Genomic DNA, 26,591 nt, shown 5'->3' on the forward strand with positions numbered 1-26,591 from the left:
TTACCCCTCTAACAAATCATAGATTTTCGTGATATTGCTGATCAAGGTAGTAACGATAATCCGGTCCCCAATCAAGAGGTGATCATCCCCAGTTGGGAAAATGGCTTTCCCGTTTCGGATAATGGCCGCGATCAGAACACCTTTTTTCAATTTCAGTTGAGCCAAAGGCTTGCCTGTCATCTTATTTTCTTCCCGAATCTGGAATTGAAGAGTTTCAATTTGGCCATTGGCGACGTGGTGCAAGGCTTCAAGATTTGAATAACGGGCATTGTAGCGTCCGCGGATGAAATGCATGATCGTATCAACTGCGATTCCTTTCGGTGTCACAATACTTGAAAAATCTTGGCGATCAATGATTTCAAGTAAGCTGGTCCGGTTGACCTTGGTAATATTCTTTTGTACACCAATACTATTCAGGAACATGGAAGAGATAATGTTTTCTTCGTCGACGCCCGTTAAGGTTGCCACGGCATCAAAGTTACCTGCGCGTTCCTCCATTAGGATATCTTTTGATGTCCCGTCGCCTTGGATGACATAGAGGTCAGGGAATTCTTGACTAAACCATTCTGCCCGTTTTTGATCGATTTCAATCACTTTTAAGTCGATTTTTCGTTTATTATTACTAAGAATATTCAGAAGATAGTAGGAAATCTTACCAGCACCAATGAGGAGGAGACTTTTAACAACCTGAGGACGAATGCTATTGTGGAAATTCACAATTTCCACTCGATTTCCCGTCATAAAAATCTTATCAAAGGCTTGTAAAGTGAAGTCCCCATCTGGAATCGTTAACTGACCTTGTCGTTCGATAGCACAGATAATAATGTTTCCATATTTCTTCCTGAATTGAGAAAGGGTCATCTGACAGAGAGGGCTTTCCTCTTTGATGATAAATTCCATAAAAGCGACCCGTCCACTAGCAAAATGCTCAACAGACAAGGCGTTTGGAAAGTCAATACTGTTAGCAATGTAGCGAGCTGCTAGAAGCTCAGGATTGACGACTAGAGAGAAGCCAAGAATATTTTTTTCTTTGAAATAAGAATTTGAGTATTCTGGATTCCGGACGCGGACAACGGTCTCTTTGGCTCCCATTTTCTTAGCTAAAACGGCAGATACCATATTGACTTCGTCTTGCTCTGTCAGGGCGACAAAAATGTCGCAGTCAGCCACATCTGCTTGTTCTAGAATTTTAAAGTTGGCACCATTTCCAACAATACCAATGATATCGTAGCGTTTGGTAATATGATTAACAACGGCTTCATCTTGTTCAATCAAGATGACATCGTGATTTTCTGCGACGAGGGAACGACAGAGGGCTGTTCCGACTTTACCGCCTCCAACTACAATAATTTTCATGAATATTTCCTCCAAAGTATGATTCTATCTTACTCTATTTTCAAAAAAAAATCACCTCTTAATGGTGGAAATAGGGCGTAAAGAGCCAGATTCTCTTCAATACATGAAAGAGAATGTAAAAAAGTGAAATTTTTTTGTCGAAATAGTTGACAGGAGGTAGGAAAGTGGTATACTGATACAGTAACCTCATTGATTTACCTCAAACCTGTTGTGAGTTAAGTTAATGAAGTCGTAACCACGCTGTTTGCTGAGCTTGACTCCGGGCAGTGTGGCTATTTTTTTGTCGGAAAAGAGATTGTGATGAATATTGAAGAATTAGCTTATACAGAAACCAAATCAAAAAACCATGTAGTTCTCTATCAACCTCAAATTCCTCAAAATACAGGGAATATCGCTCGCACTTGTGCAGCCACCAATGCCCCTCTCCACATCATCCGTCCTATGGCCTTTCCCATTGATGATCGAAAGATGAAACGGGCTGGACTAGATTATTGGGATAAGTTGGATGTTCGCTTCTATGACAGCCTAGATGAATTTATGGAAGCTGCGGCTGGAGGAAAGGTTCACCTAGTCTCAAAATTTGCTGATCGAACCTATTCTGAAGTAGCCTACAATGATAATGCAGAACATTATTTCATCTTTGGTCGTGAGGACAAGGGTCTACCAGAGGATTTTATGCGGCTCCATGCTGAAAAGGCGATTCGGATTCCGATGAATGATGAGCATGTCAGAAGCTTGAATGTCTCCAATACCGTTTGCATGATTGTCTACGAAGCCCTCAGACAACAAGAATTTTCTGGATTAGAGCTGGTCCATCAGTATGAGGGAGACAAGTTGAAGTAGAGGCTCTTTGCAAAAGGGATCAAGTTGTAACTTTCGATATTACAAAGCACTTGCAATAGCAGGTGTTTTTTGTTATGATAAAGGGGTCTTCAGGGCAGGGTGTAATTCCCGACCGGCGGTGACTTTAAAGTGGAAATGCTCTTTTCCTTTTATACTTTGTTGCCAAGCTTTGCCTAACTATAAGTTATGTCTACAGCTTGGCGCCTCGTCTAAAAGAAAAATATCTATTTCCTCTTCCTTAAAGAAGTCCGCGAGCGTAAGCTGATGTGGTGCGATTCCACAACCGACAGTATAGTCTGGATGGGAGAAGACGAGAGAGGAACAAACCTGTTCTTATTGACGATTGACTTGATGGAAATGTTCTTGATTTTATAAGAAATCAGTCTTCGAGCTTTTTTCTTATAGCATCCTGACTTCTTTTGTCAAGTACCGAGGAACTTTTTAAGTTTTCTTTAAAACGATTCGATTAGAATATGGGAAAGGGAATCTTTCCAACTTCTTCTAATTTTAGTAAAAATTGGAGGAACCTATGATGACAAATACTCGTAAACTGACCCTAGTGGCTGTTTTATCTGCACTTTCTTTTCTATTGATGTTTTATCAACTATCAATAGGGATTGATTTTTTAAAGGTTGACTTTAGTACGATTCCAATCTTACTCGCCTTAGTTTTGTTAGATTTGAAGAGCTCATTTGTGGTGATTTTGATTCGATCTGTTCTCAAGTTAGTTCTGAATGGTCGAGGAGCTGAGACCTTGGTGGGCTTACCGATTAATATCATTGGTGTTTTAGTCTTTGTCTTAGCATTTGCAGTCATTTGGAATAAGAAAAAAAACACAAGGCGATTTGTGATAGCTAGTCTAGTTGGGACAGTTGGTTTAACCATTTCCATGCTCCTAGTTAATTATTATTATGCCATCCCCCTCTATGCTAAATTTGTTGGTTTTGACATAGCGAAGATGGTCGGAGTTGAAAAGTATCTTCTCAGTATGGTTGTTCCCTTTAATCTAATAGAAGGACTGATTTGGGCTGTTACCTTCTGGATGGTTTACACCGTCGTACAGCCCCTACTTAAAATCTATGAAAAATAAACAATCTCATTTCTTAAAGGGCTCTTTTGCCCTTTTGTTATTTATGATTCTGGGCTATGTAGTCAAATTTTATCCAGAAAATTTAGTCGGAATTGATCAACCGATCCAATCGGCTATTCGCGGGGATTTACCAGCCTATCTGACGGCCTTCTTTACCCGTGTAACAGTGCTGATGAACACACCAGTTGTCACATTTTGGGTTGGCGTCATCGTCCTCTTCTTTGTCTGGAAGAAATGGTATACGGAGGCCCTCCTCCTCACAGGAAGTTTAGTTACAACTGGATTAGTGGTTGTGATTCTGAAGCATATTTATCTGCGTCCACGGCCAGCTCTTCAACACTTGGTCCAAGAAGGGGGCTATTCTTTTCCAAGTGGTCACTCTTTAGCTGCCACCCTCGTTTTCGGTAGTTTGATGATTGTGGTGGGGCAACGGATGACCTCTCAAGTCGGAAAAGTTCTCGTTCAGTTTGCCCTCTTCCTTTGTATGGTGACCATCGTCCTTTCGCGTGTCTATGTTGGGGTTCATTACCCGACTGACGTGACAGGAAGTATGCTTTTAGGATTCGGTCTTTTGCAAATGGTCTTCCCTTATTACGATCGTTTGCGTTTTGAATGGCGCTTTAAGAGTAAGCAGAAGTAAAGTATGAAAGATCTATTTGAAGAAAAGGTTTTAAAGGTCCTGGCTCATATTCCAATAGGATGTGTAGCGACCTATGGACAAATCGCCCAACTCATTGGCTATCCTCGCCATGCCCGGCAGGTCGGCAAGGTTTTGGCCACTTCTAAAAAGGCTGTGGCCTATCCCTGTCATCGGGTCGTAACATCTACTGGTCGCCTGGCTCCTGATTGGGAAGAGCAAGGCACGCTTCTCTGGGCAGAAGGAGTGGAATGCAAATCAAACGGTTGTGTCGATCTTAAGAAATACAAGTGGAAAGCAGAGGAGACTCAACTTTGAGTTCACTCTGCTTTTTTGCTATAATGAGGGGTATGAAATCCTATACGACTTTAAATGATTATTATCGAACCCTATTTGGAGAAAAGACCTTCAAAGTCCCGATTGATGCGGGATTTGACTGTCCCAATCGTGATGGAACTGTTGCTCGTGGTGGCTGTACCTTTTGTACGGTTTCTGGTTCTGGGGATGCCATTGTGGCACCAGATGCCCCCATTCGGGATCAGTTTTACAAAGAGATTGATTTTATGCACCGCAAATGGCCAGATGTGAAAAAGTATTTGGTGTATTTTCAAAATTTTACCAATACCCATGAATCTGTCGATGTCATTCGTGAACGCTATGAGCAAGCTATCAATGAACCGGGTGTTGTAGGGATTAACATCGGGACACGGCCAGACTGCTTGCCAGATGAAACGTTAGCCTACCTAGCAGAATTGACAAAGCGAATGCATGTGACCATTGAGCTAGGCTTGCAGACGACCTATGAAGCGACATCTGAATTGATTAACCGTGCTCATAGTTACGAGCTCTATGTAGAAACGGTCAAGCGGATTCGTCATCAGGTTCCCAAGGCTGAGATTGTTTCGCATTTGATCAACGGTCTTCCAGGGGAGACGCATGAGATGATGGTGGAGAATGTCCGTCGTTGTGTGACGGACAATGATATTCATGGTATTAAGTTACACCTGCTCCACCTGATGACCAACACTCGGATGCAACGGGACTATCATGAAGGGCGGTTGCAATTGATGAGCCAGGAGGAATACGTGTCGGTCATCTGTGACCAACTGGAAATTATTCCCAAGGAAATTGTCATCCACCGGATTACAGGAGATGCTCCGCGAGAGATGCTGATAGGCCCAATGTGGAGTCTCAATAAGTGGGAAGTTCTGAATGCTATTGAAACAGAAATGCGTCGTCGAGGAAGTGTTCAAGGCTGTAAACTAGGAAAATTGGAGGAGTAGGATGTTGCGACCATTAGAAATGGCCCATGATTTTCTTAGGGAAGTCATTACGGATCAAGATACCGTCGTTGATGCGACTATGGGTAATGGGCATGATACGCTTTTCTTGGCGAAACTAGCCAAAGAAGTTTATGCATTTGATATTCAAGAGCAGGCCTTGGTCCATACGCAGAAGCGTTTGGAAGAAGCAGGCCTTGCCAATGCCCACCTTCTTTTGAAGGGGCATGAAGAGGTTGATTTCTATGTAAACCAGGTCAAGGCTGCTATCTTCAATTTAGGCTATCTTCCTTCAGCAGACAAGTCGATCATTACCCAGCCTAGAACAACCATTCAAGCCATCGATAAACTATGTCACCTCTTGGTCAAAGGGGGCCGGATAGCTATCATGATCTATTATGGTCATGAAGGTGGAGACCTAGAAAAAGATGCTGTCTTGGATTTTGTCTCTCACCTACCTCAACAAGAATTTACGGTCACTAGTTATCGGACCCTCAATCAAATTAATCATCCACCATTTTTGGTCATGATTGAAAAATTAGAAAGTTACCGCCATGGATAAAGAATTTTTAAAAAATAAAATTGAAGCCCTTCGTCACGATTTTGTGGAGTCAACGTCTCATGAACGTGCTGTCGGTTTTTTGGATGAAGCGCGGATGAGCAAAAAGATGATCAAAATCAAGAAGAAGTTAGTCTCTCTTGAAATGGAACGTAGCCAGAAGAAAATTGAGCACAAGGATCTGACAAAGATTGATCAAAAGATCCAAGAACAAAAACAACTCTTTGAGGACTGTTGTAACCAACGATCAGGAGGATAAGAGATGGAGATTCTTGTATACGCCATTGTCTTTTCCCTGGTTCTGATTGTTTCCAATGCGACCAATAAGTTGATTCCGACCTTGCCCTTGCCCTTGATCCAGATCTTCCTTGGGATTGGGCTTGGCTTTCTCTTACCCAATTCGGAGTATCACTTAGATACAGAACTCTTTTTGGCCTTGGTTATTGGTCCCCTCCTCTTTCGAGAGGCAGAAGAAGCGGATATTACTTCTATTCTCAAGCACTGGCGCATTATCGCCTTTTTAATCTTCCCAGTTATTTTTATTTCGACCCTTAGCTTGGGCTGGTTGGCTCATCTCTTGTGGTTAGGAATTCCACTAGCTGCCTGTATGGCAGTTGGGGCAGCGCTCGGTCCGACTGATTTGGTGGCTTTTGCCTCCCTTTCGGAACGCTTTACCTTTCCTAAACGGGTCTCCAACATTTTAAAAGGAGAAGGCTTGCTCAACGATGCTTCAGGTTTGGTGGCCTTTTGAGTAGCTCTGGCTGCTTGGACTACTGGTGCCTTCTCATTGGGACAGGCTAGTTGGGACTTGGTGATTTCCATTTTAGGAGGTTTTGCGGTAGGGATTGTGACAGCGGCTGTCAACCGTGGGCTTCAGAAACTGTTGTTGAGTGTTCGGGCAACAGATATTGCCAGTGAACTCATTTTAGAATTGAGTCTTCCCTTGTTAACCTTCTTTATTGCAGAAGAGATCCATGTATCAGGGATTATTGCGGTGGTCGTGGCTGGGATCCTAAAGGCTAGTCGGATTAAGAAAATTACCCTACTAGAAGCCAAAGTCGATACGGTGACGCATACGGTTTGGAATACAGTCAATTTTGTCCTTAACGGATACGTCTTTGTCCTTTTGGGGATAGAGCTTGAGATGATTTCTGAGCCAATTCTTAGGACTCCCTTTTACAACAATCTGCTCTTGATTGTGACTGTTCTCTTATTGACGGGATTCCTATTCTTGATTCGCTTCTTGATGGTGTATGGATTTTACTGGTACCGTGGTTTCCGATTGAAAAAATCCATTGATAAGTATCTGAAAGATGCTCTCTTGTTGACCTTTTCGGGGGTCAAAGGAGCGGTGTCTATCGCGACCATTCTGTTAATACCGACGCATCTAGAAGCAGAATATCCAGTTCTCTTGTTTTTAGTAGCAGGGGTGACCTTGTGTAGTTTCCTGATTGGACTTCTCATCCTACCAAAACTATCCGAAGACAAAGAGGAATCCAATGATCATTTGATGCACATTGCTATCTTAAACGATGTCGTCATGCTATTGGAGAAGGAGTTGACGGTGACCAAGCAGAAGGGGCCTCTGTATGCGGCTATTGATAATTATCATGGCCGGATAGAAAATATGATTCTCAATCAGGAGGATAAGGCCACTCAAAGAGACTGGGAGCAATTGAAACTCCTTATTCTCAGTATCGAGAACGATGGTTTGGAACAAGCCTATGAAGAAGGAAAGATTCGAGATAGAAGCTACCATGTCTATCAACGTTATCTCCGATCCATGGAGCAAAATATCAATCGCAATCTGTCATCGCGCCTGACCTATTATTTCTTGGTGCTCTTCCGCATAATCCGACTCCTTTTCCACGAAGTGTTGACCTTTGGATCCGGTATTCAGGCATGGAAAAACGGAGAAAATTACAAGCTCGAAGCTATCGATTATGACCAGATTGCCGCCTTGTATTTGGCGAATACGGAAATTATTATCGAGAGTTTGGAAAACCTAAAAGGAGTCTATCGCAGTAGTTTGGTATCTTTCCTTCAAGAATCACGCCTGCGTGAAACGTCATTGATTACCAGTGGAGCCTTTGTAGAGCGGGTTATCAATCGGATCAAGCCCAATAATATTGATGAGATGCTAAGAGGCTATTACCTGGAGAGAAAACTCATTTTCAAATATGAGGAGCAACATTTGATTTCGGCCAAGTATGCACGTCGCATGCGGCAAAATGTCAACGAATTGGAAAACTATTCCTTGAGGGAAAGTGCCAATACTCTACCATATGATATGATCAATTACGCTCGAAATCGATAAAAAATGACAGTTCTATCTAAGATAGAAGAAGAAAAGAGATTGGTGACGTTTGTCCCAATCTCTTTCTTTTGTGTATTAGTAGGCTAATGATTACTGGTCTGTCTGAATGTAATAGCGATCTTCCCCGATAGGAATCAGCTGGACCTTCCCCCCATAAAAGGCTGATAGAGTATCTTGGGTGAGAATTTCCTCCTTAGGCCCTTGGGCAAAACTTTGTCCCTCCTTGAGAAGAAGGACATGGCTAAAAGATTTGGTGATTTCCTCCGCATGGTGGGTAACAAAGAGAATGGTCGGTGCCTTTTCCATCTGTTTGATCTGGTGAATCAACTGAAAGATGGCTTCCCGAGCAAATAAGTCGAGCCCACTTGAGGCTTCGTCGAAGATGAGAAGGTCGGGTTCTTCCATGAGACTACGGGCGATAAGAATCGTCTGTTTTTCCCCTTGAGAGAGAGTCCTGTATTTTCGCCCAATCAAAGAAATAGCACCGATGCGACGCAACATGGACCGTGCTTCTTGGAGTTCTTTCTCTCCGTAAGTTGTATAGAGGATGCTACTCTTGTATTTACCAGTGAGGACGATTTCTTCTGGGGATAGAGATTCAGGGATGCGCTCAGAAATAAAGGAGCTAACCACTCCAATTCGCTTGCGGAGTTCAGGAATGTCGCCTTGTCCAAATTGTGTTCCAAGGACAGAAACCTCTCCTTCCGTTTTCCAATATTCCGCCATTAAGAGACGAAGGAGGGTCGATTTTCCAGCACCATTCAGTCCAAGGATGGCCCAGGTTTCCCCCTTATTGACGGTCCAATTCAAACGGGAAAGGAGATTTTTTCCTTCTTTTCTGAGAGTGACGTCTTTCAGTTCAATTAAGCTTTCTTTCATCTTTTTAACCTTCATAAAAATATTTTCTATTTTACCATAAATATGATAAAATAGCAGATAGGAGGAAAGGGATGTTTCATAAAAGTAAATTATTTTTCTGGACCTGTGAAGTCCTATTATTAACGATTATATTCTATATTTGGGGAAGTATGGGAAGCCTGATCTCTCCCTTTGTATCCGTTCTGAATACCATTATTCTTCCATTTTTGATTGCTGGTTTCTTGTACTACATCACCAATCCAATCGTAGAATTTTTGGAAAAGAAATTTCATCTAAATCGAATTTTGGGTATTCTATTAACCTTGGTAACCCTTTTTGGATTGATTATTTATGGGATTGTTTATATCCTGCCTATTTTGATCAACCAGTTGACAAGCTTGATTAATTCAACCCAAGGCTTGTATTGGGAAGTGCAAAGTTTTGTGACGAAGTTATCGAAGAATCCAGCCTTTCAGAGTATCAATATCCAATCAACCATTCAGCAGTTAAACCTATCTTATGTGGATATTCTACAAAATATCCTAAACAGTGTGACCAATAGTTTGGGTAGTGTGGTGTCAACGATTGTCAATACACTCTTCATTCTGGTGATGACACCGATATTCCTGGTTTACTTCTTGATTGATGGGAAGAAGTTACTTCCGATGTTAGAGCGGACGATCCTGAAAAATGACCGGCGGAATATTACCTCTCTCTTAGTGAGTCTCAACCAAACAGTTTCTCGCTATATTAGTGGGATTTCTATCGATGCTTTAATCATCGGGACTTTAGCCTTTATTGGCTACAGTTTTATCGGTTTGAAGTATGCCTTGGTCTTTGCCATTTTCTCAGCCTTGGCTATCTTCATTCCTTACATTGGACCGACGATTGGCTTGACTCCTATGGTGGTTACCTATGCCTTTACAGATTTCAATATGATGATCAAAGCAGTCATCTTCATGTTGATTGTTCAACAAATCGATGGAAATATCCTTTATCCACGGATTGTGGGAGGGGTGATGAAGGTGCATCCCATTACCATTATGGTTCTTTTGCTTTTATCCAGTAACATCTATGGTGTCATTGGAATGATCGTGGCAATTCCGGTTTATTCGATTGGTAAAGAAATCGTTAAATTCTTGGTGGCCTTGTATGAAAATCATAAAAAGACACAAGAGCAGCGCAAGCAAGAAGAGTTTGGAATCATTAATAAATCCTAACAGAATAAATAAGAGGCTGGGACAAAAGTCCTAGCCTCTTAAGTGTCTTTGGAATGTCGAGCAAGACGCAGTGGTTGAGTGGGCTCTACTACGCTGATTTCATCAGCTTTTACAATCCTACTCAACTGTGCGGAGGTGGGACGACGAAATCGAATTCTAACGAATGACCGATTTCTGTCCCACTCTCTTTTGAATATAGACTAAGAAAGGGTAAGCTAAGTACTTGAATCGTTAACTTTTACCTTTCCTTTAAGAAAATATGTTATAATGAATTAGTAATGATAGAAAATCAAGGAGTTTCTATAAGATGATAGAATTGCTTGCCAAAAAGCAGCGACGCCAAATGCGTTTGCTAGAAACATTAATTCGAGAGAAGCGCTGGTTTCATTTGAAGGAACTCGCAGAAATGTTAGATTGTACAGAACGGTCATTGAAGGAGGATCTTTCAAATTTACGAACGGTCTTTAAAGAGTTCTTGATTGAGTCTTCGACAAATGGCATTAAGATCAGCTATGATGATTCGGTTGGGATTGAGGTGGTCTACCATCACTTCTTTAAAGAATCTACAGCTTTCTCCCTCTTGGAATACTTGTTCTTCCATAAGGACGTTTCCAGTGACTTAATTTGTAGACGATATGATCTCAGTCAACAATCATTTTATCGCTTGATTCGAAACATCAACCAAATTATTCAGGAAAAGTACAATATTCGAATCACCTTGAATCCTCTAAATGTCGTGGGAGACGAAGTCGATATTCGCTTTTTCTATTCCCAATATTTTGCAGAGCGATATTATTATTTAGAGTGGCCATTTCCAGATATCAGAGAACAAGTCATCATTGATTTCATCACCTTCTTCTATAAACTGACGGAAATCCCACTGACTTATTCGATCTTTCATTCTTATAAAATTATGCTGACGGTCTATCTTTACCGGATCAAGCAAGGGTATCGGATTGAAGGGGCCAATAATTTTGAACAATACGCCTATCTTTACCAAGAACTCCCAAAAATCAATGAGATGCTTCGTTATTTTGGCCTGCAACTGGGTGTAGAATTTAACGAAGAAACCATTGAACAGCTCTTTATCATTTTTCTGCAGAAACGTTTTTACTTTACTCCGCAGGATCTGATTGATGCTACCGAGGAAGATGCTGTTACAAAAAAATCCTATATTCTAGCCTCTCAATTTCTTGATCACCTGAGTAAATCTTATGGTTTGGAACTTGAGAATTATGAAGAGATGATTATGCATATTCACAATACCGCCTATTTGGAGCGGCGTGAAATCTTTGGTGAATTTCTTCTCTATGATACCAAGAGCTATACCAATGAGGATTATCGCACCCTCTTCCCGAAATTTTATCAGGATGTTGAAACGGGTTTGTATCACTATCTCAAAGAGATGGGCTTTCATGAAAATCCTGAAAACCTCAAGCATCAGATTTATACCGTATTTTCACATTGGGAAAATCTATTGCCTCAACTATTAAGGAGACGGACGGCTGTCAAGGTCTTAATCATTAGCCGATACGATGACCACCATGCCAAGTCCATGATTGATTTCTTAAAATTCTATTGTACGGATAACTTTGAGTTTTCACAGGTCATCAAGCATGACTTTAATCTTCATGAACTAGAGCACACCGAATATGATGTCATTGTTGCCAACTTTATGATTCCGAATATAAAAGGGAAAAAATTTATTTGTACAAGTAGTTTAACCCTTTTGGAACTTGTAGAAAAACTGAATGTACTCTTTTATGACTTTACACGTTATGGAGTATAACTAAACCTTCCCTCCTCTTTTAGGAGGGAAATTTTTACGACTATGCACCATTTTAAAAAATATGATATAATGGGCATTATTACTATACATTGAGGAGAATATCCATGGAAGACCCTGGCAGTCAGGATTTAATACTGCAATTTGTTTTACTATTTGTATTGACCTTATTTAATGCTTTTTTCTCTGCAACGGAGATGTCGATGGTATCGCTGAATCGTTCTCGGGTAGAACAAAAAGCGGAGGAAGGCGATAAGAAATATATTCGTCTCTTAAAGGTATTGGAAAATCCAAACCACTTTTTATCCACGATTCAAGTTGGTATTACCTTGATTACCATCTTGTCTGGGGCAAGTCTAGCTGATAATCTTGGGAAAGTAATAGCTTCTTGGATGGGAAATACGGAGACAGCGCGTGCGATAGCTAGTTTCCTCTCACTGGCTTTTCTGACCTATATTTCGATTGTATTTGGTGAGTTATATCCCAAGCGGATTGCCATGAATCTGAAAGATAGCTTGGCTGTTCGGACGGCTCCAATTGTTATTTTACTAGGGGAAATCGTTAGCCCCTTTGTCTGGCTCTTATCGGCATCAACGAATCTAGTTAGTCGTCTGACCCCTATGCAATTCGATGATGCAGACGAAGAGATGTCACGAGATGAGATTGCCTATATGCTGGCTAAGAGTGAAACGAGTCTGGATGCTGACGAGATTGAAATGTTGCAAGGAGTCTTTTCACTAGATGAGCTGATGGCGCGTGAGCTAATGGTTCCTCGTACGGATGCCTTTATGGTGGATATCCAAGATGATACCAGAGAAATCATCGAGAGTATTTTAAAACAGAATTTTTCTCGGATTCCTGTCTATGATGATGACAAAGACAATGTTATTGGTCTCATCCATACCAAACGCCTCCTCAATGAGGGCTTTGTAAATGGCTTTGATAACATCGCTCTTCGAAAGATCCTTCAGGAACCTCTCTTTGTACCGGAAACAATCTTTGTGGATGACCTCTTAAAGGAACTCCGAAATACACAAAATCAGATGGCTATTTTGCTCGATGAGTATGGAGGAATGGCTGGTCTAGTTACTTTGGAAGACCTTCTCGAGGAAATTGTCGGTGAAATTGATGATGAAACCGATAAGGCTGAAAATGATGTGTTTGAAATTGCCCCCAACCTCTATATCGTTCAGGGGATTGTGACCTTAAATGACTTCAATGAGTATTTTGATGTGAAGCTGGAAAGTGATGATGTGGATACCATTGCAGGCTACTACCTGACTGGTGTCGGACGAATTCCAGGGCACAAGGAGCGCTTGAGTTTTGAAGTAGATAGCATGAAGAAACATTTGATCCTTACAAATGATAAGGTGAAAAATGGTCGTGTCACCAAGGTGAAGGTTGAGGTCAGTGATCTAGTCGATGAAGATGAGCAAGTAACAAAAGTTCAAGAATAAGAGTATGAAATCAGGGGTTTCCCCTGATTTTTTATGCTCAATTTAGTCGGATTTGCATATCCCATTAAATTCCTTTATAATAAAATTACTACAGGTTAGAAGGAGATAGCAATGAATCAAGAAGAATGGTTAGCAGAGTTTGAGAGAGTCCATGGTCGACCGGCCACTCAAGAGGAGATACAAGAGGCATTTGGTATGTTTGGAAGTCCAGAAACACAAGCGACTCCGGATACACCGGTAAATCCAATTCAATCTCCATTTGAAGGTGCAGCACCTGTTTCCAATCAAGGACAATTTGGGGGTCCCTTACCGTTTCCAGAACAAGCGAAATTTGGAGATGCAGCACCAACTCCAGAACAAACGCCATTTGGAGGTGCGACACCAACTCCAGAACAAACACAGTTTGGAGGTCCAACTCCGACCCAAGCCCCATTTGGAGGTGCAAGTTCAGCTCCAAATCAATTCCAAGGTGGAACAAGTCCGTTTCAACAACAAGGACAAGCTTTTGGTCAAGGTGGAGTCCAACCACAAGCTCCTGTTCAGGGGTCTGCTCAAGCAGGAGCAACCTTCTCGCCCTATAACAATTCTCAGATGCAGGGTGGCTATCCAAATAATGGGCAGTTGAATTACCAGACTAATTCCCCATATATGGGACAAGCCCCGATACCCGGTAAGAAGTCTAAGAAAGGGCTGATTATTGGATTATGTAGTTTAGTTGCAGTTGCTATCTTAGCTGTACTTGCCTTTTTCCTATTTTTTAAAAACTCGAATAATATTCAAGGAAAATGGTCAGCAACCCCTGAAATGAAAAAGACAATGAAGTCTGCTTTTTCAGGCACTTTCTCTACTGCATCAGATATTTCTAGTGAATTTGTAAAAGATATGGATATGATTGTAGAGGTAGAGGGGAAAAAAGTAACCATTAGTGTGATTGGTAAGATTGATTTCAAGGGAGCTGCAAAGGAACTCTATGATGATGGGGACAATGATTTTTACTCTGTTGAGGATGCCTTAGACTATATCCAGGAAAACAGTGAAAATTCCTATTTAGAGGATTTGGGACTTGAAATCGATGTGAAGAAAGGCACTCTTAAAATGGTAGCCTTTGAAGGTGAGGTGGATGAAAAAGATCACCGATTCATTCAGGATGAAGATGCGAGTCATTTCCTTAAATACGACCTCAAGTATAAAATTGAAAATGGAACCCTGAAAGTTTCCGTGGATGGAAATGATTATGGAATTGAATACTCCTTTAAAAAATAAAACATTCGCTTATCAGGGTTTTTCCCTGATTTTTTATGCTCATTTTAGTCGGATTTGCTTCTCCTATGAATTTCCTTTATAATAAAATAAGTAAAGGTCAGAAGGAGATAGTAGTGAAACAAGAAGAGTGGTTAGCAGAGTTCGAGAGAGTCCATGGTCGACCGGCCAATCAGGAGGAAATCGAACAGGTTTTTGGTCAGTTTGAAAGTCCAGAAACACAAGCGACACAGGATACGCTGATAAATCCAATTCAATCTCCATTTGAAGGTGCGACGCCATCACCAGAACAAGCACAGTTCGGAGGTCCAACTCCGACCCAAGCCCCATTTGGAGGTGCAAGTTCAGCTCCAAATCAATTCCAAGGTGCAACAAGTCCGTTTCAACATCAAGGACAAGCTTTTGGTCAAGGTGGAATCCAGCCACAAGCTCCTGTTCAGGAGTCGGCTCAAGCAGGAGCGCCCTTCACATCCTATACCAATGCTCAGATGCAGGGCGGCTATCCAAACAATGGGCAACTGAATTACCAGACTAATTCCTCATATATGGGACAAGCCACAATACCCGGTAAGAAGTCTAAGAAAGGGCTGATTATTGGATTATGTAGTCTTGTCGCCGTTGCAGTTTTATCTGTGCTTGCATTTTTCTTTTTTGCTAAAAATCCTAATAGTATTCAAGGGAAATGGTCAGCTACTCCTGAAGTGAAGAAAGAAATGACATCTGGTTTTAAAGAAAGTTTCACCTCGACTTTAGATATCTCTGGTGAATTTTTTAAAGATGTCGAAATGATTGTGGAAGTAGAGGGTAACAATGTAAAAATTTCTACATCAGGAGAAGTTGATTTTAAAGGAGCAGCAAAAAAACTCCTTGAAGGCGATAAAAGTTATTTAAATTCTGTGGAAAATGCATTGGAGTACATTGAGGAACGAAGCAAATGGGGTTACTTGAAGGAAATAGGAGTTGAAATTGATGTTAAAAAAGGAACTATAGATATGGTGTTATTTGAAGGCGAGTTATCTGAAAAAACTCATGAATTTCTTGTAGATAGTGGTGGAAACTTTGTAATGCAATACAATCTCAAATATAAATTGGTAAACGGAATCTTAACGGTTTATCAGAATGAAGAGGATGATTTTAAATTCACCTTTAAAAAATAAGATATTCGCTCATTTAGTGCTCTCATCGGGCACTTTTTTGTTTGGTAACGAAGAAAAAATAAGATAATTAAAAAAATTCTGAATTTAGACTTGACAGCCTTAAAAAATTTCGGTAAGATAGTCAACATAAAAAAACGAAAGCAGAATTTTATGAAAAACATGAACTCCACATTGTTGAATCAAAACTTTTACTTTAGCTACTTTAGATAGTGTTTGTAGACATGAACTCATGGATGCAAACGAAACGAGCAATTTGTTTGTATCTATGTGGCTAAGATTTTTGATTGTGGTCCATATAGATGATATCTAAATGGACGGCAATGCTGGCATACTTTTAAGTTTGTGAGGAATGATACCAACCGTTTAGAATCATCTAAACGGTTTTTTGTATTCTGTTTGAATGTTTTAGAGAAGGAGACATGTTTCATGAAAGTTGTAAAGAAGTTAATTGCCCCGGTTCTGGTAGTTGGTCTACTGATGACCTCCCTCTTGACCCTCCATCACTTGAAGACCTCTAAGCATCAAAAGATTAAGATTGGGATTTCTCAGTATATTACCCATAAGTCTCTTGATGCAACTCGAAAAGGCTTTGTGGAAGAGTTAGCAAAACAAGGCTATGTAGATGGAGAAGAGATTGAAATTGATTATCAAAATGCTCAAGGGGAGCAGAGAAATTTGAAAAACATTTCAAATCAATTATCACAGGAAAGTGACCTTGTGTTTGCCATTGCGACTCCATCAGCACAAAGTATTGCCAATACGAGCAAAAGAACCCCTGTAGTCTTTTCTGCAGTGACGGACCCTCTGGCTGCTAAGTTGGTCAAGAACTTGGATCGTCCTGGTGGCAATGTGACAGGAACGAGTGACCAATCTTCAGATGCGATTACTACACAAGTCGATCTGATTCAAAAGGTTTTGCCAACAGCTAAGACAATCGGAATTCTCTATACGCAAAGTGAGCCCAACTCCGTCGTTCAAAAAGATGAGGCCAAGAAAGTCCTTGAGGCTAAAGGCTACCGTGTCGTAGAGAAAACCATCTTAGACAGTAATAATGTGAAAGCAGCAGCGGATAGTTTGATGTCAGAGGTCGATCTAGTATTTATTCCAACAGACAACATTATTTCCTCTACGATGGAAACGATCAAACAAGTTTCTTTAAAACACAAAGTTCCAGTCATTGGAGGTTCAATTGAAATGGCTCAAGTAGGAGGGCTCTATACCTATGGGACAGACTACACCGAGTTGGGTCGTCAATCTGCCCGGATGGCGATTCGTATTCTGAAAGGGGAAAAGGCAGCCGATCTGGCAGTGGAAGCCCCTAAGAATTTAGAATTATATGTCAACAAAGAGATGGCTAAGAAATTAGGAATTGATCTCTCTGGTATAAACGAAAAGAAATAGGAGATGGATGATGGATTTAGTATTATCAAGTTTATCTGAAGGTTTATTGTGGTCGATTATGGCCATTGGTATATTCTTAACATTCCGCATTTTAGATATAGCGGATATGACAGCAGAAGGGGCTTTCCCGCTTGGAGCGGCAGTCGTTGCATCCCAAATTCAAGCGGGTCAAAACCCATGGCTAGCAACCCTATTTTCTATTTTTGCAGGGATGTTAGCAGGTCTAGTTTCTGGCCTCCTTCATACTAAGATGAAGATCCCCGCTCTCTTAACAGGGATTGTGACACTGACTGGCCTCTATTCGATCAATATTAAGATCATGGGGGGTGTTCCTAATTTATCTATTGGAGATTCAAGTACCATCTTCAAGTCTGTGATGGGGCTGGGTTTGTCTAATGAGGCTGCTGTCTTTGCTGTTAGTCTTTCTTGTTTGTTATTGGTCTGCCTGATTTTGACTCTCTTAATGAAAACTCAGATTGGCTTGGTTCTTCGTTCAACGGGTGACAATATCCCAATGAGTGAGGCCAATGGGGTGAATGTGGACACCATGAAGATTTTCGGTTATATGATTTCTAATGGACTGGTTGCATTGTGTGGGGCTCTCTTCGCTCAGACAGATGGCTTCTCAGACGTGACTTCTGGTACAGGGACCATCGTCGTAGGACTTAGCGCCGTTATTCTAGCAGAAGTCTTGATCCATGATTTGACCATTGGAGGACGCTTACTTTCGATTGGAGTGGGGGCAATTGTTTACCGCCTCATTATCCTCAATATCTATGAAATTCCAAACTTAGATCAAAACTTAGTCCGTTTGTTTAATGCTATTCTCTTGGCCTTGGTCTTGTTTGCACCAGAAGCCCAGAAACGTCTCAAGATTCGTGGATTAAAATTAACCAGCAACTAAAAGGAGAAGATAAATGGCAACATTGTTAAAAATCGAAGATATACATAAGACATTTGAAGCAGGAACAGTCAATGAAAACCATGTTCTCAAAGGCTTGGACCTGACAGTAGAAGAAGGAGATTTCATTTCCGTCATCGGAGGAAATGGAGCAGGGAAATCGACATTGATGAACATTCTGGCAGGTGGCTTGCAAGTGGACCAAGGAGATATCCTGTTAGAAGGAAAATCTATTAAGCAGACCAGTGTTCGGAAGCGTGCTAAGGAGATCGCCCGTGTTTTCCAGGATCCTAAGATGGGGACGGCTTCCCGTTTGACCATTGAAGAAAACATGGCCATTGCTAAAAAACGTGGAGCAAAACGGGGCCTTAGTTGGGGGGTCAAAGAAAAAGATCGCGAAGAATTTAAAGCTGCTTTGAAGGAACTCAATATTGGGTTGGAGAATCGACTCAAAGTGGATACGCAATACTTATCAGGGGGACAACGGCAGGCCCTTACTTTGGTCATGGCAGCTTTAGTCAAACCGAAACTCTTGCTTCTGGATGAACATACCGCAGCGCTCGATCCAAAGACCAGTGAAATGGTCATGGAATTGACGCAAAAGATCGTGGAAAGTCATGATTTGACAACCTTGATGATTACACACGATATGAACCATGCCATCGCATATGGCAACCGATTGATCATGCTCTATCAAGGGAAAATCGTGGTCGATGTTAAAGGAGAAGAAAAGAAAAACTTGACAGTTGAAGACTTGATGCGCCTTTTCCATCAGAACAGTGGTGAAACCTTGGTGAGTGACGAATTGGTATTGGGATAAAATAAAGATAGTGGGACAGAAATCGGTCATTCGTTAGAATTCGATTTCGTCGTCCTACCTCCGCACAGTCGAGTAGGGCTGTAAAAGCTGATGAAATCAGCGTAGTAGAGGCCACTCAACCACTGCGTCTTGCTCGACAATCCAAAAACAATTGAGAGGCTAGGACTTTTGTCCCAGCCTCTTTGTATTGATGTTGTTAGCCACATTTAGCTAATCCTGTTTCTTTTTCTCTAGGAAGCTAGCTGCGAGAACAAGGTTAAGACCCGCTAAGAAGAGTAGGTATGAACTACTGTGTTCTGTATTCGTTCTTGGAAGTTGTCCTTGCGAAGTCTGATCTTGTTTAGAGGTTGGAACACTCATCAAAGCATCACTGGTATTCGTTGGACTAGGATGCTCTAAAAGAGGAGTATATTGTCCCTTGCTTCCAGAAAAAGCAGAATCCACTTTTTCAGGAAGACTTGAAATGAATGGTCCAGTTTCTAATTTTGTCTTATAGACAATAGCATAGGTTCCTAATTCTTGGACCATGAATTCAATCATGCCCTCTCGAAGTGTAAATTCTAATGGTTGGAGACCTTGATCAGGAGTCAAGACATAAAGTTGCTTCACTTCTCTGGATAGTGGAAGTCGAACCAATACACTTCCCTTCACTGGAACTGGATTTCCCTCTTTATCCCTCAGTTGAAGGTTGAAAGCATCGTAGGTCTTGCCGAAGAGACCTTGGTCAAGGACCTTTTGGATCTCTAAATGACTTTCTGTTCCAATCTCATTTTCTCCACTAATGACCTCTACCTGGCTTGCTTGGTCTTTCAGTACCCGCAGGACATATTCAGGTAGAGAAAGGATAGGTGCTTCTTGTCCAGCTGTGCCGATTGGGTCTGTGTACTCAGGAAGGGTTACTACAGGTGGTTCTTCCTCTCCCAAACTTGTCACAAGAGCAGGTAAGAGAGAGACCACTGGACTAGTGATGGTTTTCCCTCGGATGGCATAGGCTGAGATGATCTGATCTTGTTTTTGATGAGCAGTTTCTGGGATTGGGAGTTCAATTTGCTGGTTTTTAATCGGCAACACTCGATTTCCATCTGATAGGGTGACGTGTTGGTCATCGGTTTTCTTGAGGAAAACAGGATCCTTTGTACCAGGGAATTGTACAGCAATAGCATCCCATTCTCCAGACGGAAGTGTGAGGGTAATGGTTTGATCGCCTGCTTGTATTGGGGCTAGACTTGGAGTATCTAGGGATACTGTTGCTGGCTTCAATATGTCAAATGAATCCAGAGAAATCATCTTTCTACCATCTGGAGAGTTAGGATCCACTGTCAAGGTGAGAATATGATTTCCATTGCTTAAGTTTGTATACTCGCCAATCAATACATTCTTTTCATAGTCAGCACTTGAGTAGAAGTCCAAACTTGGCATTTCTTTTCCATCCAGGGTTACTAAGGCTTTTCCATAGCCAGAAGATTTCAAACCGTAGATGCGGATACCTGTACCAGTGAAAGGAATGATTGCCTTGGCCTCAGAATACTGAGATGGATCTACGTTTTGGAGAGTCGCGTATTTTTCTGTCGTTTGATATAAGCCTGATTCATTCCAGTCTTTGAACAAAGAACCATAGTGGATACGAGGATCTCTGTCATCCATCTTTTCAACAGTCGCGTCTTGACCAGGATAGATTTTAAAATAATCCAAGGAAATTTTTGAGCGTTCATTCCCACGGTTTAAGTGCTCCTTCTTCACGGTCAGAGTTAGGATATGATTTCCATCAGGAAGTCCTGTAAAACGACCGATTAGAGCGCTTTTTTCCGTTTCTCCAGATGTGTAGAAATCCAGATCTCCCACTTTTTTTCCATCGATTTGGACTTCTGCTAAGCCTAATTCAGACGATTTGAGACCATAGATTTCAATTCCTCGTCCATTGAAAGAGATGCTAGCAGTTGCATCTTTGTCAGAGTAGCTATCAAGGGATAGGTCGGCGTATTTTTCAGTTCCTGCATACAAGTCAGCATCTTCCCAGTTATTGAAGGCAGGACCGTATTGAACACGAGGATCTCTATCGTCCATCAATTCGACAACTGGTTGGATTGATGCGGCTTCTGATGTTTGCCTTAAGCGCTCCCCAATCATGGCTGTAACAGAATAGCTATAGCTGTGAAGAGAATCAATAGAGCGGTCAATGAAATGAGTAATATTAGTTAGGAATTCTTTGACAGAAGGAGCGTCACTGCTTTCATCTTTGCTTTCTCGACGAATGACATAGTGAGTCGCATCTTTAACTGGATTGAAATCGAGTTCTGCTGTTACAGCATCTTTTCTCACGGCAGATAGGCGGGTGACCCTCTCTGGTAACTTTTCAAAGGTAACCTGATCCCCTTTTTGAGTGGCAATCTGAATCCGATTGCCCTTCAGAAGAGTAGGTTTGATTTCTTTCCCGTTAATCTTGACAATACTCGACTCGATGTCTGGATAATCGACGACTAGATCTCCACCTGCATGGGAAAGGAAAGCTAATGTCTCAAGATTCTTTTCTTTCCATTTCATGCTGACTTCAAAGTTGCCACGTGCCACGAGACCTGAAACTTGCCCGTCTTTCCAGGCATCTGGAAGGGCTGGTAATGGGGCAATGTAGCCAGTGTGGGATTGAAGGAGCATTTCTGCCATCCCGCTAGTGGCACCAAAGTTACCATCGATTTGGAAAGGCTCGTGGGTATCCCAGAGATTTTCTAGGGTTGAAGATTTGAGCTGTTCTGCCAATAAACGATGGGCGCGGTTTCCATCAAGCAGACGAGCCCAGAGGTTGATCTTATTGGCCTTAGACCAACCCGTTCCACCATCTCCACGGTGGTTTAAGGTTGCGCGTGCCGCCTCTAGGTATTCAGGCTGATCCTTGTCAAATAAAGTACCTGGGAAGAGACCAACCAGATGAGAAACGTGACGGTGGTGATTTTCAATTCCTTCATTCGTGAATTGAGGACTGTCTTCTTCGTACCATTCCTTGATGAGGCCATCTTGGTTGATATGAAGTGGTTTGAGCTTGTCAAATTTAGCCTTCACTTCGGTAACCAAGTCTTGGTCGACATTGAGATGATTGGCTGCTTCCATATAGTCGTGGAAGAGCTGCCAAACCAGAGATTGGTCGAAGGTATTTCCAATCGTAATGGTTCCATGCTCTGGTGAATAGGATGGAGAAGATACCCAACGGTCACTAGATTTGTCGTAGTGCAAGAAGGAATTCCAGAACTTGGCTGTTTCCTTTAGCATTGGATAAATCTTTTCTTTGAGATAGGTTTCATCCTTGGTAAATTTGTAGTAGTCATAGACGTTCTGCATCATCCAAGCATTGGCTGCGGGAGACCAACCCCAATAATAATTCCAACCTGGAGTTGTCCAGCCAAATGGTGTCGCCTGCGTATGAACCAGCCATCCGTTTTCTTGTCCTTCTTTGGATTTGATGCCTGCATACTCTTTAGCGGCGATACGGCCATAGTAGCGCATGTCATCAATATAATTGACCATTGGCCTAGCCGTTTCTGCAAGATTATTCATGTAGGCAGGCCAGTAGTTCATTTGTAGGTTGACATTTAGGTGGTAGTCAGCGTTCCAAGGTGGATTGTCTACAGCATTCCAGACTCCTTGCAAGTTGGCAGGAAGGGCATCTGTCCGGTCACGAGACGAACTGATGAGGAGGTAACGTCCGTATTGAAAGAAGAGCTCTTCTAGTTGTTGCCCTTTTGTAGGATCATAGGTTTGGAGAGCTTCTTTTGTCGTTTGGTTAGACTTATTACCGCCAAGATTTAGTTGAACACGATTGAAGAGACGTTGGTAGTCCTTGATGTGGTCATGTTTTAGAGTTTCATAATCTTTGGCTTTAGCCGCCTCGACAATCGATTTGACAGTTGCTTCTACATCAATATCCTTGCGGTAATTGGTTTTTGGATTTTGAGCATAATTAGTCTTGGCACTGAGTAAAAGGGTCGCATAGCTGGCTCCGGTGACAGTCAAATAGCCATCTTGGGCAGTGACTTGTCCATCTGTTTTGATTCCAAGATAGGAGGCAAATTGAAGGCCATTGTCTTTGACAGTCCCCTTGAGCAAGATACCATTTGAATCGGTCGTGACTGCCCCTTGTTTATAATTCGAATATTCCCAAGAGTAGTCACCATTCGCAAGTAAATCCTCTGTCAAGCTATTCCAAAGGGTAAAATCGAGGGTCTTATCCCCTTTTTTACTCAAATGGGTCACAGTAACATCATCTGGATAGCTAGAGAAGGTTTCGCGTTTAAAGGTGGTTCCATCCTGGCTATAAGAAGTAGTCGTGATAGCTTCGGTAATATCTAAGTCACGGTGATAGTCGGTAACGTTCTCCAAACCTTTCTTTTGGTTGTTAAAGACCATAAAGATATCACCGAAAGATAAGTAGCGTCCGTATTGAGCGTTGTTTGGGCCTACTAGATTTTCTTCGGCTAACTGTTTCGCTTTTTGGCGGTCTCCAGCTTCAAGGGCCTTACGGATTTCTGCCAAGACTTTGTAGCGATCTTGGTAGTTTCCTCCGTTGTAGTCGGTGCTATCCGGTTGTGGTCCACCAGACCAAAGAGTTTTTTCGTTGTATTGAATTCTTTCCTCGCCGATGAGTCCGAAAACCTTAGCACCCATTTCTCCATTTCCGACTGGGAGGGCTTGCTTTTCCCACCCATCATAGCTAGCAGCAGCAGGTTGATTGTAGCTTAAATGATAATCTGTTTGTTTGGCCACGGGAGTCTCAATTTTCATAGTTTCCCTTTCTTCAGTTGCCTCAATCGAAGTAGTCGAAGTGGCTGTATGCTTGCTTTGAACTTCTGTATCAGGTGACGAGCTTTTTTCTTCAGAAATAGGAGCGATATACGGATTTTCTGGTTTGGCTTCTCCAGTTCCATCAGTCGGGCTCTCTATGGCTGGGGTAGCTTCAAGGTGGTTGCTTTCGTTTTGGCTTCCAACAATACTATCAGCACCTACCTGGTGTGAGCCGAGAAAAATGGCTCCTAATAAAACAGAAGCCGTACCAACAGTTAGTTTGCGGATACTATAACGACAGGATTTTTCCAAAAATCTTTTGTCCATAGAACTCTCCTCTAGCTTTTTGAGACCGCTTACATTTTTAGTTAAAGACAGTCCCTTCATATTTATTTCTATCATATCCAATTTAATAGGGAAACAAGAAAATGTCAATAGCTTTTAGGTAAGATGCATATTTGAGAGTGTTATTTCTTGAAATAGTGGAGAAATAAGAGATAAATAAGCTATTATTTTGGGCTGAAAACAGTTTTCATTTTCGGATATCGTAAAAAAAACAGTTGAGTCCATTCTCAACTGTCAGCGGAGTACTTTATTTTTGATTTCTTTTTGCATAGTCGACAAAATGAAACTTGTCTAATTTGTGTCGACTTTCGGTGAACTGGAATTGTCGTACGTCTGCTAGGTGAACTTGCGAGCGGACCGTCACCACGTGTTGGTCTTTCCCAAGATCCAGTAAGATTTTGTCGCGATTATCGATTGGTGAGATCATGATTCTTAAGATATTAAAAAAAAGATAACGGCTCTTCGTTTTCTTTTTTTGCCATAGAGAATAGGTAAGAGTAACAGCGACTGGAAGGGCCTGTACTAATACAATAGGTTGAAATTGAAAAACAGTTTATTTTCTAAAAAATCATTAAAATCCTTTTATTCACAAGGAATCATGGTATAATAAAACCATAAAACGTTTTCAAGAGAGAAGGACAAGACATGGAAAATGAAACAGTTGACTATGGAAAAGTAACAGGAATGGTACACTCTACAGAAAGCTTCGGTGCAGTGGATGGACCAGGGATCCGTTTTATTGTCTTTCTTCAAGGCTGTCAAATGCGGTGTCAGTATTGCCATAACCCGGATACTTGGGCTATGGAAACCAACATGTCTAGAGAACGAACAGTGGATGATGTCCTAGAAGAAGCCCTCCGCTATCGTGGATTTTGGGGTCAAAAAGGTGGGATCACGGTTAGTGGTGGAGAAGCCCTCTTGCAGATAGACTTTTTGATTGCCCTCTTCACCAAGGCTCAAGAATTGGGCATTCACTGCACGCTCGATACCTGTGCTCTACCTTTCCGCAATACCCCTCGTTACCTGGAAAAATTTGATAAATTAATGGCAGTGACAGACTTGGTGCTTCTGGATATCAAGGAAATTAACGATGAGCGGCACAGATTTGTAACCAGTCAAACGAACAAGAATATTTTAGCCTGTGCCAAGTATTTGTCTGATATTGGAAAACCCGTCTGGATTCGTCACGTTTTGGTCCCAGGTTTGACAGACCGAGATGATGACCTGATCGAACTTGGGAAATTTGTTAAAACCCTTAAAAATGTTGATAAATTTGAAATTCTACCCTACCATACCATGGGTGAATTCAAATGGCGGGAATTGGGTATTCCGTACAAGTTGGAGGGTGTGAAACCACCGACAAAAGAACGGGTCCAAAATGCGAAGGACTTGATGGAAACGGAAAGTTACCAAGATTACTTGAAACGGGTTAAAGGATAAAATAGATCGAGACAGTTGGTCCTTCCAGCTGTCTTTTTCTGATGAAATGAACAACTATCCCCTTTCTTTAAACGGAAAAACGTGCTAAAATAGAGTGAATATACAAATGAAAATGAAGAGGTAGAAACATGTCAAAAATTCTCGTTTTTGGTCACCAAAATCCTGACTCAGATGCCATCGGTTCATCTGTAGCCTTTGCTTATCTTGCAAAAGAAGCTTACGGTTTGGATACAGAAGCAGTGGCTCTTGGAACTCCAAATGAAGAAACAGCTTTCGTGTTGGACTATTTTGGTGTGGAAGCACCACGCGTCATCACATCAGCTAAAGCAGAAGGTGTAGAGCAAGTCATCTTGACGGACCACAATGAATTCCAACAATCTGTTTCAGATATCGCTGAAGTAGAAGTTTACGGTGTGGTAGATCACCACCGTGTGGCTAACTTTGAAACTGCAAGCCCACTTTACATGCGTTTGGAACCAGTTGGATCAACATCTTCTATCGTTTACCGCATGTTCAAAGAACACGGTGTAGCTGTTCCAAAAGAAATTGCAGGTTTGATGCTTTCAGGTTTGATTTCAGATACCCTTCTTTTGAAATCTCCAACAACTCACCCATCTGATAAAGTGATTGCGCCTGAATTGGCTGAATTGGCTGGTGTTAACTTGGAAGAATACGGTCTTGCCATGCTCAAGGCTGGTACAAACTTGGCAAGCAAATCTGCAGAAGAATTGATCGACATCGATGCTAAGACTTTTGAATTGAACGGCAACAATGTCCGTGTGGCTCAAGTCAATACAGTTGATATTGCCGAAGTATTGGAACGTCAAGCTGAAATCGAAGCAGCTATCCAAGCCGCAATTGCAACTAACGGATACTCTGACTTTGTCTTGATGATTACAGATATCGTCAACTCTAACTCAGAAATTTTAGCTCTTGGTGCTAATATGAACAAGGTGGAAGCAGCCTTCAACTTCAAACTTGAAAACAACCACGCTTTCCTTCCAGGTGCTGTTTCTCGTAAGAAACAAGTGGTACCACAATTGACTGAAAGCTTTAATGCTTAATGATAAACGGGATAACCCATTGTTAAAAAA

20 protein-coding genes, 2 pseudogenes and 1 riboswitch are annotated in these 26,591 nt (G+C 41.6%); of the genes and pseudogenes, 18 read left to right on the forward strand and 4 right to left on the reverse strand.

The features are described 5' to 3' along the window. A complete protein-coding gene (gene trkA / locus D7D50_RS05695) occupies positions 1-1,356 on the reverse strand; it encodes a Trk system potassium transporter TrkA (RefSeq protein WP_023024088.1) in 1,356 nt (451 codons plus the stop codon). Between the two features lie 300 nt (positions 1,357-1,656). Between trkA and D7D50_RS05700 the strand changes: the two genes are divergently transcribed. The 8 genes and pseudogenes from D7D50_RS05700 (at position 1,657) to D7D50_RS05735 (ending at position 8,082) form a co-directional block, all read left to right on the forward strand. Next, positions 1,657-2,199, forward strand: coding sequence for a tRNA (cytidine(34)-2'-O)-methyltransferase (locus tag D7D50_RS05700; RefSeq protein ID WP_023027147.1), 543 nt, complete (start codon positions 1,657-1,659; stop codon positions 2,197-2,199). An 81-nt stretch (positions 2,200-2,280) separates the two neighbouring features. After that, positions 2,281-2,515: riboswitch (FMN riboswitch) on the forward strand. 216 nt (positions 2,516-2,731) lie between these two features. Then, positions 2,732-3,289: an ECF transporter S component gene (locus D7D50_RS05705; protein WP_042361430.1), complete on the forward strand. Its 558-nt coding sequence runs from the start codon at positions 2,732-2,734 to the stop codon at positions 3,287-3,289. Beyond that, positions 3,279-3,929 carry a phosphatase PAP2 family protein gene (locus D7D50_RS05710; RefSeq protein WP_023027146.1) on the forward strand — a complete coding sequence of 217 codons (651 nt, stop codon included), beginning with the start codon at positions 3,279-3,281 and terminating at the stop codon, positions 3,927-3,929. The genes D7D50_RS05705 and D7D50_RS05710 overlap by 11 nt, the downstream gene beginning before the upstream one ends. Before the next feature lie 3 nt (positions 3,930-3,932). Further along, complete coding sequence (locus tag D7D50_RS05715; protein WP_023027145.1) at positions 3,933-4,244, forward strand: MGMT family protein; 312 nt, start codon at positions 3,933-3,935, stop codon at positions 4,242-4,244. 23 nt (positions 4,245-4,267) lie between these two features. Continuing rightward, complete coding sequence (gene mnmL / locus D7D50_RS05720) at positions 4,268-5,209, forward strand: tRNA modification radical SAM protein MnmL/YtqA (RefSeq protein ID WP_120702333.1); 942 nt, start codon at positions 4,268-4,270, stop codon at positions 5,207-5,209. A 1-nt stretch (position 5,210) separates the two neighbouring features. After that, the gene (gene mnmM / locus D7D50_RS05725; protein ID WP_023024075.1) at positions 5,211-5,768 is read left to right on the forward strand and encodes a tRNA 5-(aminomethyl)-2-thiouridylate-methyltransferase MnmM; all 558 of its coding nucleotides are present in this window, start codon (positions 5,211-5,213) and stop codon (positions 5,766-5,768) included. Continuing rightward, complete coding sequence (locus D7D50_RS05730) at positions 5,761-6,024, forward strand: hypothetical protein (RefSeq protein ID WP_023024073.1); 264 nt, start codon at positions 5,761-5,763, stop codon at positions 6,022-6,024. The genes mnmM and D7D50_RS05730 overlap by 8 nt, the downstream gene beginning before the upstream one ends. Before the next feature lie 3 nt (positions 6,025-6,027). Further along, positions 6,028-8,082: pseudogene (locus D7D50_RS05735) on the forward strand (cation:proton antiporter). Between the two features lie 90 nt (positions 8,083-8,172). On the opposite strand, the gene D7D50_RS05740 reads toward D7D50_RS05735, so the two are convergent. Then, positions 8,173-8,976 (reverse strand): ABC transporter ATP-binding protein, encoded by an 804-nt coding sequence (locus D7D50_RS05740; RefSeq protein WP_120701708.1) that lies wholly within the window; start codon positions 8,974-8,976, stop codon positions 8,173-8,175. Between the two features lie 56 nt (positions 8,977-9,032). On the opposite strand from D7D50_RS05740, the gene D7D50_RS05745 reads away from it, so the two are divergent. From D7D50_RS05745 to D7D50_RS05785, 8 genes are all read left to right on the forward strand, one after another. After that, positions 9,033-10,160, forward strand: a complete 1,128-nt coding sequence (locus D7D50_RS05745) for an AI-2E family transporter (RefSeq protein ID WP_023027142.1) — start codon at positions 9,033-9,035, stop codon at positions 10,158-10,160. Between the two features lie 307 nt (positions 10,161-10,467). Then, on the forward strand, positions 10,468-11,949 hold the full coding sequence (locus D7D50_RS05755; protein ID WP_023024066.1) for a M protein trans-acting positive regulator PRD domain-containing protein: 1,482 nt from the start codon (positions 10,468-10,470) through the stop codon (positions 11,947-11,949). Positions 11,950-12,053: 104 nt separating this feature from the next. Continuing rightward, complete coding sequence (locus D7D50_RS05760; protein WP_023024065.1) at positions 12,054-13,403, forward strand: hemolysin family protein; 1,350 nt, start codon at positions 12,054-12,056, stop codon at positions 13,401-13,403. Positions 13,404-13,514: 111 nt separating this feature from the next. Beyond that, positions 13,515-14,666, forward strand: coding sequence for a hypothetical protein (locus tag D7D50_RS05765; protein WP_023024064.1), 1,152 nt, complete (start codon positions 13,515-13,517; stop codon positions 14,664-14,666). A 113-nt stretch (positions 14,667-14,779) separates the two neighbouring features. Continuing rightward, complete coding sequence (locus D7D50_RS05770) at positions 14,780-15,820, forward strand: hypothetical protein (RefSeq protein ID WP_023024063.1); 1,041 nt, start codon at positions 14,780-14,782, stop codon at positions 15,818-15,820. Between the two features lie 426 nt (positions 15,821-16,246). Continuing rightward, the gene (locus D7D50_RS05775; RefSeq protein WP_023024062.1) at positions 16,247-17,221 is read left to right on the forward strand and encodes an ABC transporter substrate-binding protein; all 975 of its coding nucleotides are present in this window, start codon (positions 16,247-16,249) and stop codon (positions 17,219-17,221) included. 10 nt (positions 17,222-17,231) lie between these two features. Continuing rightward, the gene (locus tag D7D50_RS05780) at positions 17,232-18,125 is read left to right on the forward strand and encodes an ABC transporter permease (RefSeq protein WP_023024061.1); all 894 of its coding nucleotides are present in this window, start codon (positions 17,232-17,234) and stop codon (positions 18,123-18,125) included. 13 nt (positions 18,126-18,138) lie between these two features. Then, positions 18,139-18,942 (forward strand): ABC transporter ATP-binding protein, encoded by an 804-nt coding sequence (locus tag D7D50_RS05785; protein ID WP_023024060.1) that lies wholly within the window; start codon positions 18,139-18,141, stop codon positions 18,940-18,942. Between the two features lie 210 nt (positions 18,943-19,152). Here D7D50_RS05785 and D7D50_RS05790 read toward each other — a convergent pair whose 3' ends face one another. Both D7D50_RS05790 and D7D50_RS05795 read right to left on the reverse strand, forming a co-directional pair. Beyond that, positions 19,153-24,039 carry a glycosyl hydrolase family 95 catalytic domain-containing protein gene (locus D7D50_RS05790; protein ID WP_120701709.1) on the reverse strand — a complete coding sequence of 1,629 codons (4,887 nt, stop codon included), beginning with the start codon at positions 24,037-24,039 and terminating at the stop codon, positions 19,153-19,155. Between the two features lie 265 nt (positions 24,040-24,304). Next, a pseudogene (locus D7D50_RS05795) lies at positions 24,305-24,487 on the reverse strand (UTRA domain-containing protein); the annotation flags it as partial. 215 nt (positions 24,488-24,702) lie between these two features. Here D7D50_RS05795 and pflA point away from each other — a divergent pair. Both pflA and D7D50_RS05805 read left to right on the forward strand, forming a co-directional pair. Next, positions 24,703-25,497, forward strand: a complete 795-nt coding sequence (pflA, locus tag D7D50_RS05800; protein WP_048689741.1) for a pyruvate formate-lyase-activating protein — start codon at positions 24,703-24,705, stop codon at positions 25,495-25,497. A gap of 128 nt (positions 25,498-25,625) precedes the next feature. After that, positions 25,626-26,561 (forward strand): manganese-dependent inorganic pyrophosphatase, encoded by a 936-nt coding sequence (locus D7D50_RS05805; protein ID WP_120701710.1) that lies wholly within the window; start codon positions 25,626-25,628, stop codon positions 26,559-26,561. Positions 26,562-26,591 lie beyond the last annotated feature (30 nt).

It is taken from the genome of Streptococcus koreensis, assembly GCF_003627135.1.
Taxonomy (GTDB): domain Bacteria; phylum Bacillota; class Bacilli; order Lactobacillales; family Streptococcaceae; genus Streptococcus; species Streptococcus ilei.

Bases quoted from the DNA above. Each gene is read 5' to 3' on its own strand.
- D7D50_RS05760 (WP_023024065.1), top strand. From the start codon at position 12,054: ATGGAAGACCCTGGCAGTCAGGATTTAATACTGCAATTTGTTTTACTA.
- mnmM (WP_023024075.1), top strand. From the start codon at position 5,211: ATGTTGCGACCATTAGAAATGGCCCATGATTTTCTTAGGGAAGTCATT.
- D7D50_RS05705 (WP_042361430.1), top strand. From the start codon at position 2,732: ATGACAAATACTCGTAAACTGACCCTAGTGGCTGTTTTATCTGCACTT.
- D7D50_RS05765 (WP_023024064.1), top strand. From the start codon at position 13,515: ATGAATCAAGAAGAATGGTTAGCAGAGTTTGAGAGAGTCCATGGTCGA.
- D7D50_RS05730 (WP_023024073.1), top strand. From the start codon at position 5,761: ATGGATAAAGAATTTTTAAAAAATAAAATTGAAGCCCTTCGTCACGAT.
- D7D50_RS05785 (WP_023024060.1), top strand. From the start codon at position 18,139: ATGGCAACATTGTTAAAAATCGAAGATATACATAAGACATTTGAAGCA.
- D7D50_RS05780 (WP_023024061.1), top strand. From the start codon at position 17,232: ATGGATTTAGTATTATCAAGTTTATCTGAAGGTTTATTGTGGTCGATT.
- trkA (WP_023024088.1), bottom strand. From the start codon at position 1,356: ATGAAAATTATTGTAGTTGGAGGCGGTAAAGTCGGAACAGCCCTCTGT.
- mnmL (WP_120702333.1), top strand. From the start codon at position 4,268: ATGAGGGGTATGAAATCCTATACGACTTTAAATGATTATTATCGAACC.
- D7D50_RS05805 (WP_120701710.1), top strand. From the start codon at position 25,626: ATGTCAAAAATTCTCGTTTTTGGTCACCAAAATCCTGACTCAGATGCC.
- D7D50_RS05745 (WP_023027142.1), top strand. From the start codon at position 9,033: ATGTTTCATAAAAGTAAATTATTTTTCTGGACCTGTGAAGTCCTATTA.
- D7D50_RS05740 (WP_120701708.1), bottom strand. From the start codon at position 8,976: ATGAAGGTTAAAAAGATGAAAGAAAGCTTAATTGAACTGAAAGACGTC.
- D7D50_RS05710 (WP_023027146.1), top strand. From the start codon at position 3,279: ATGAAAAATAAACAATCTCATTTCTTAAAGGGCTCTTTTGCCCTTTTG.
- D7D50_RS05715 (WP_023027145.1), top strand. From the start codon at position 3,933: ATGAAAGATCTATTTGAAGAAAAGGTTTTAAAGGTCCTGGCTCATATT.
- pflA (WP_048689741.1), top strand. From the start codon at position 24,703: ATGGAAAATGAAACAGTTGACTATGGAAAAGTAACAGGAATGGTACAC.
- D7D50_RS05775 (WP_023024062.1), top strand. From the start codon at position 16,247: ATGAAAGTTGTAAAGAAGTTAATTGCCCCGGTTCTGGTAGTTGGTCTA.
- D7D50_RS05790 (WP_120701709.1), bottom strand. From the start codon at position 24,039: ATGGACAAAAGATTTTTGGAAAAATCCTGTCGTTATAGTATCCGCAAA.
- D7D50_RS05700 (WP_023027147.1), top strand. From the start codon at position 1,657: ATGAATATTGAAGAATTAGCTTATACAGAAACCAAATCAAAAAACCAT.
- D7D50_RS05755 (WP_023024066.1), top strand. From the start codon at position 10,468: ATGATAGAATTGCTTGCCAAAAAGCAGCGACGCCAAATGCGTTTGCTA.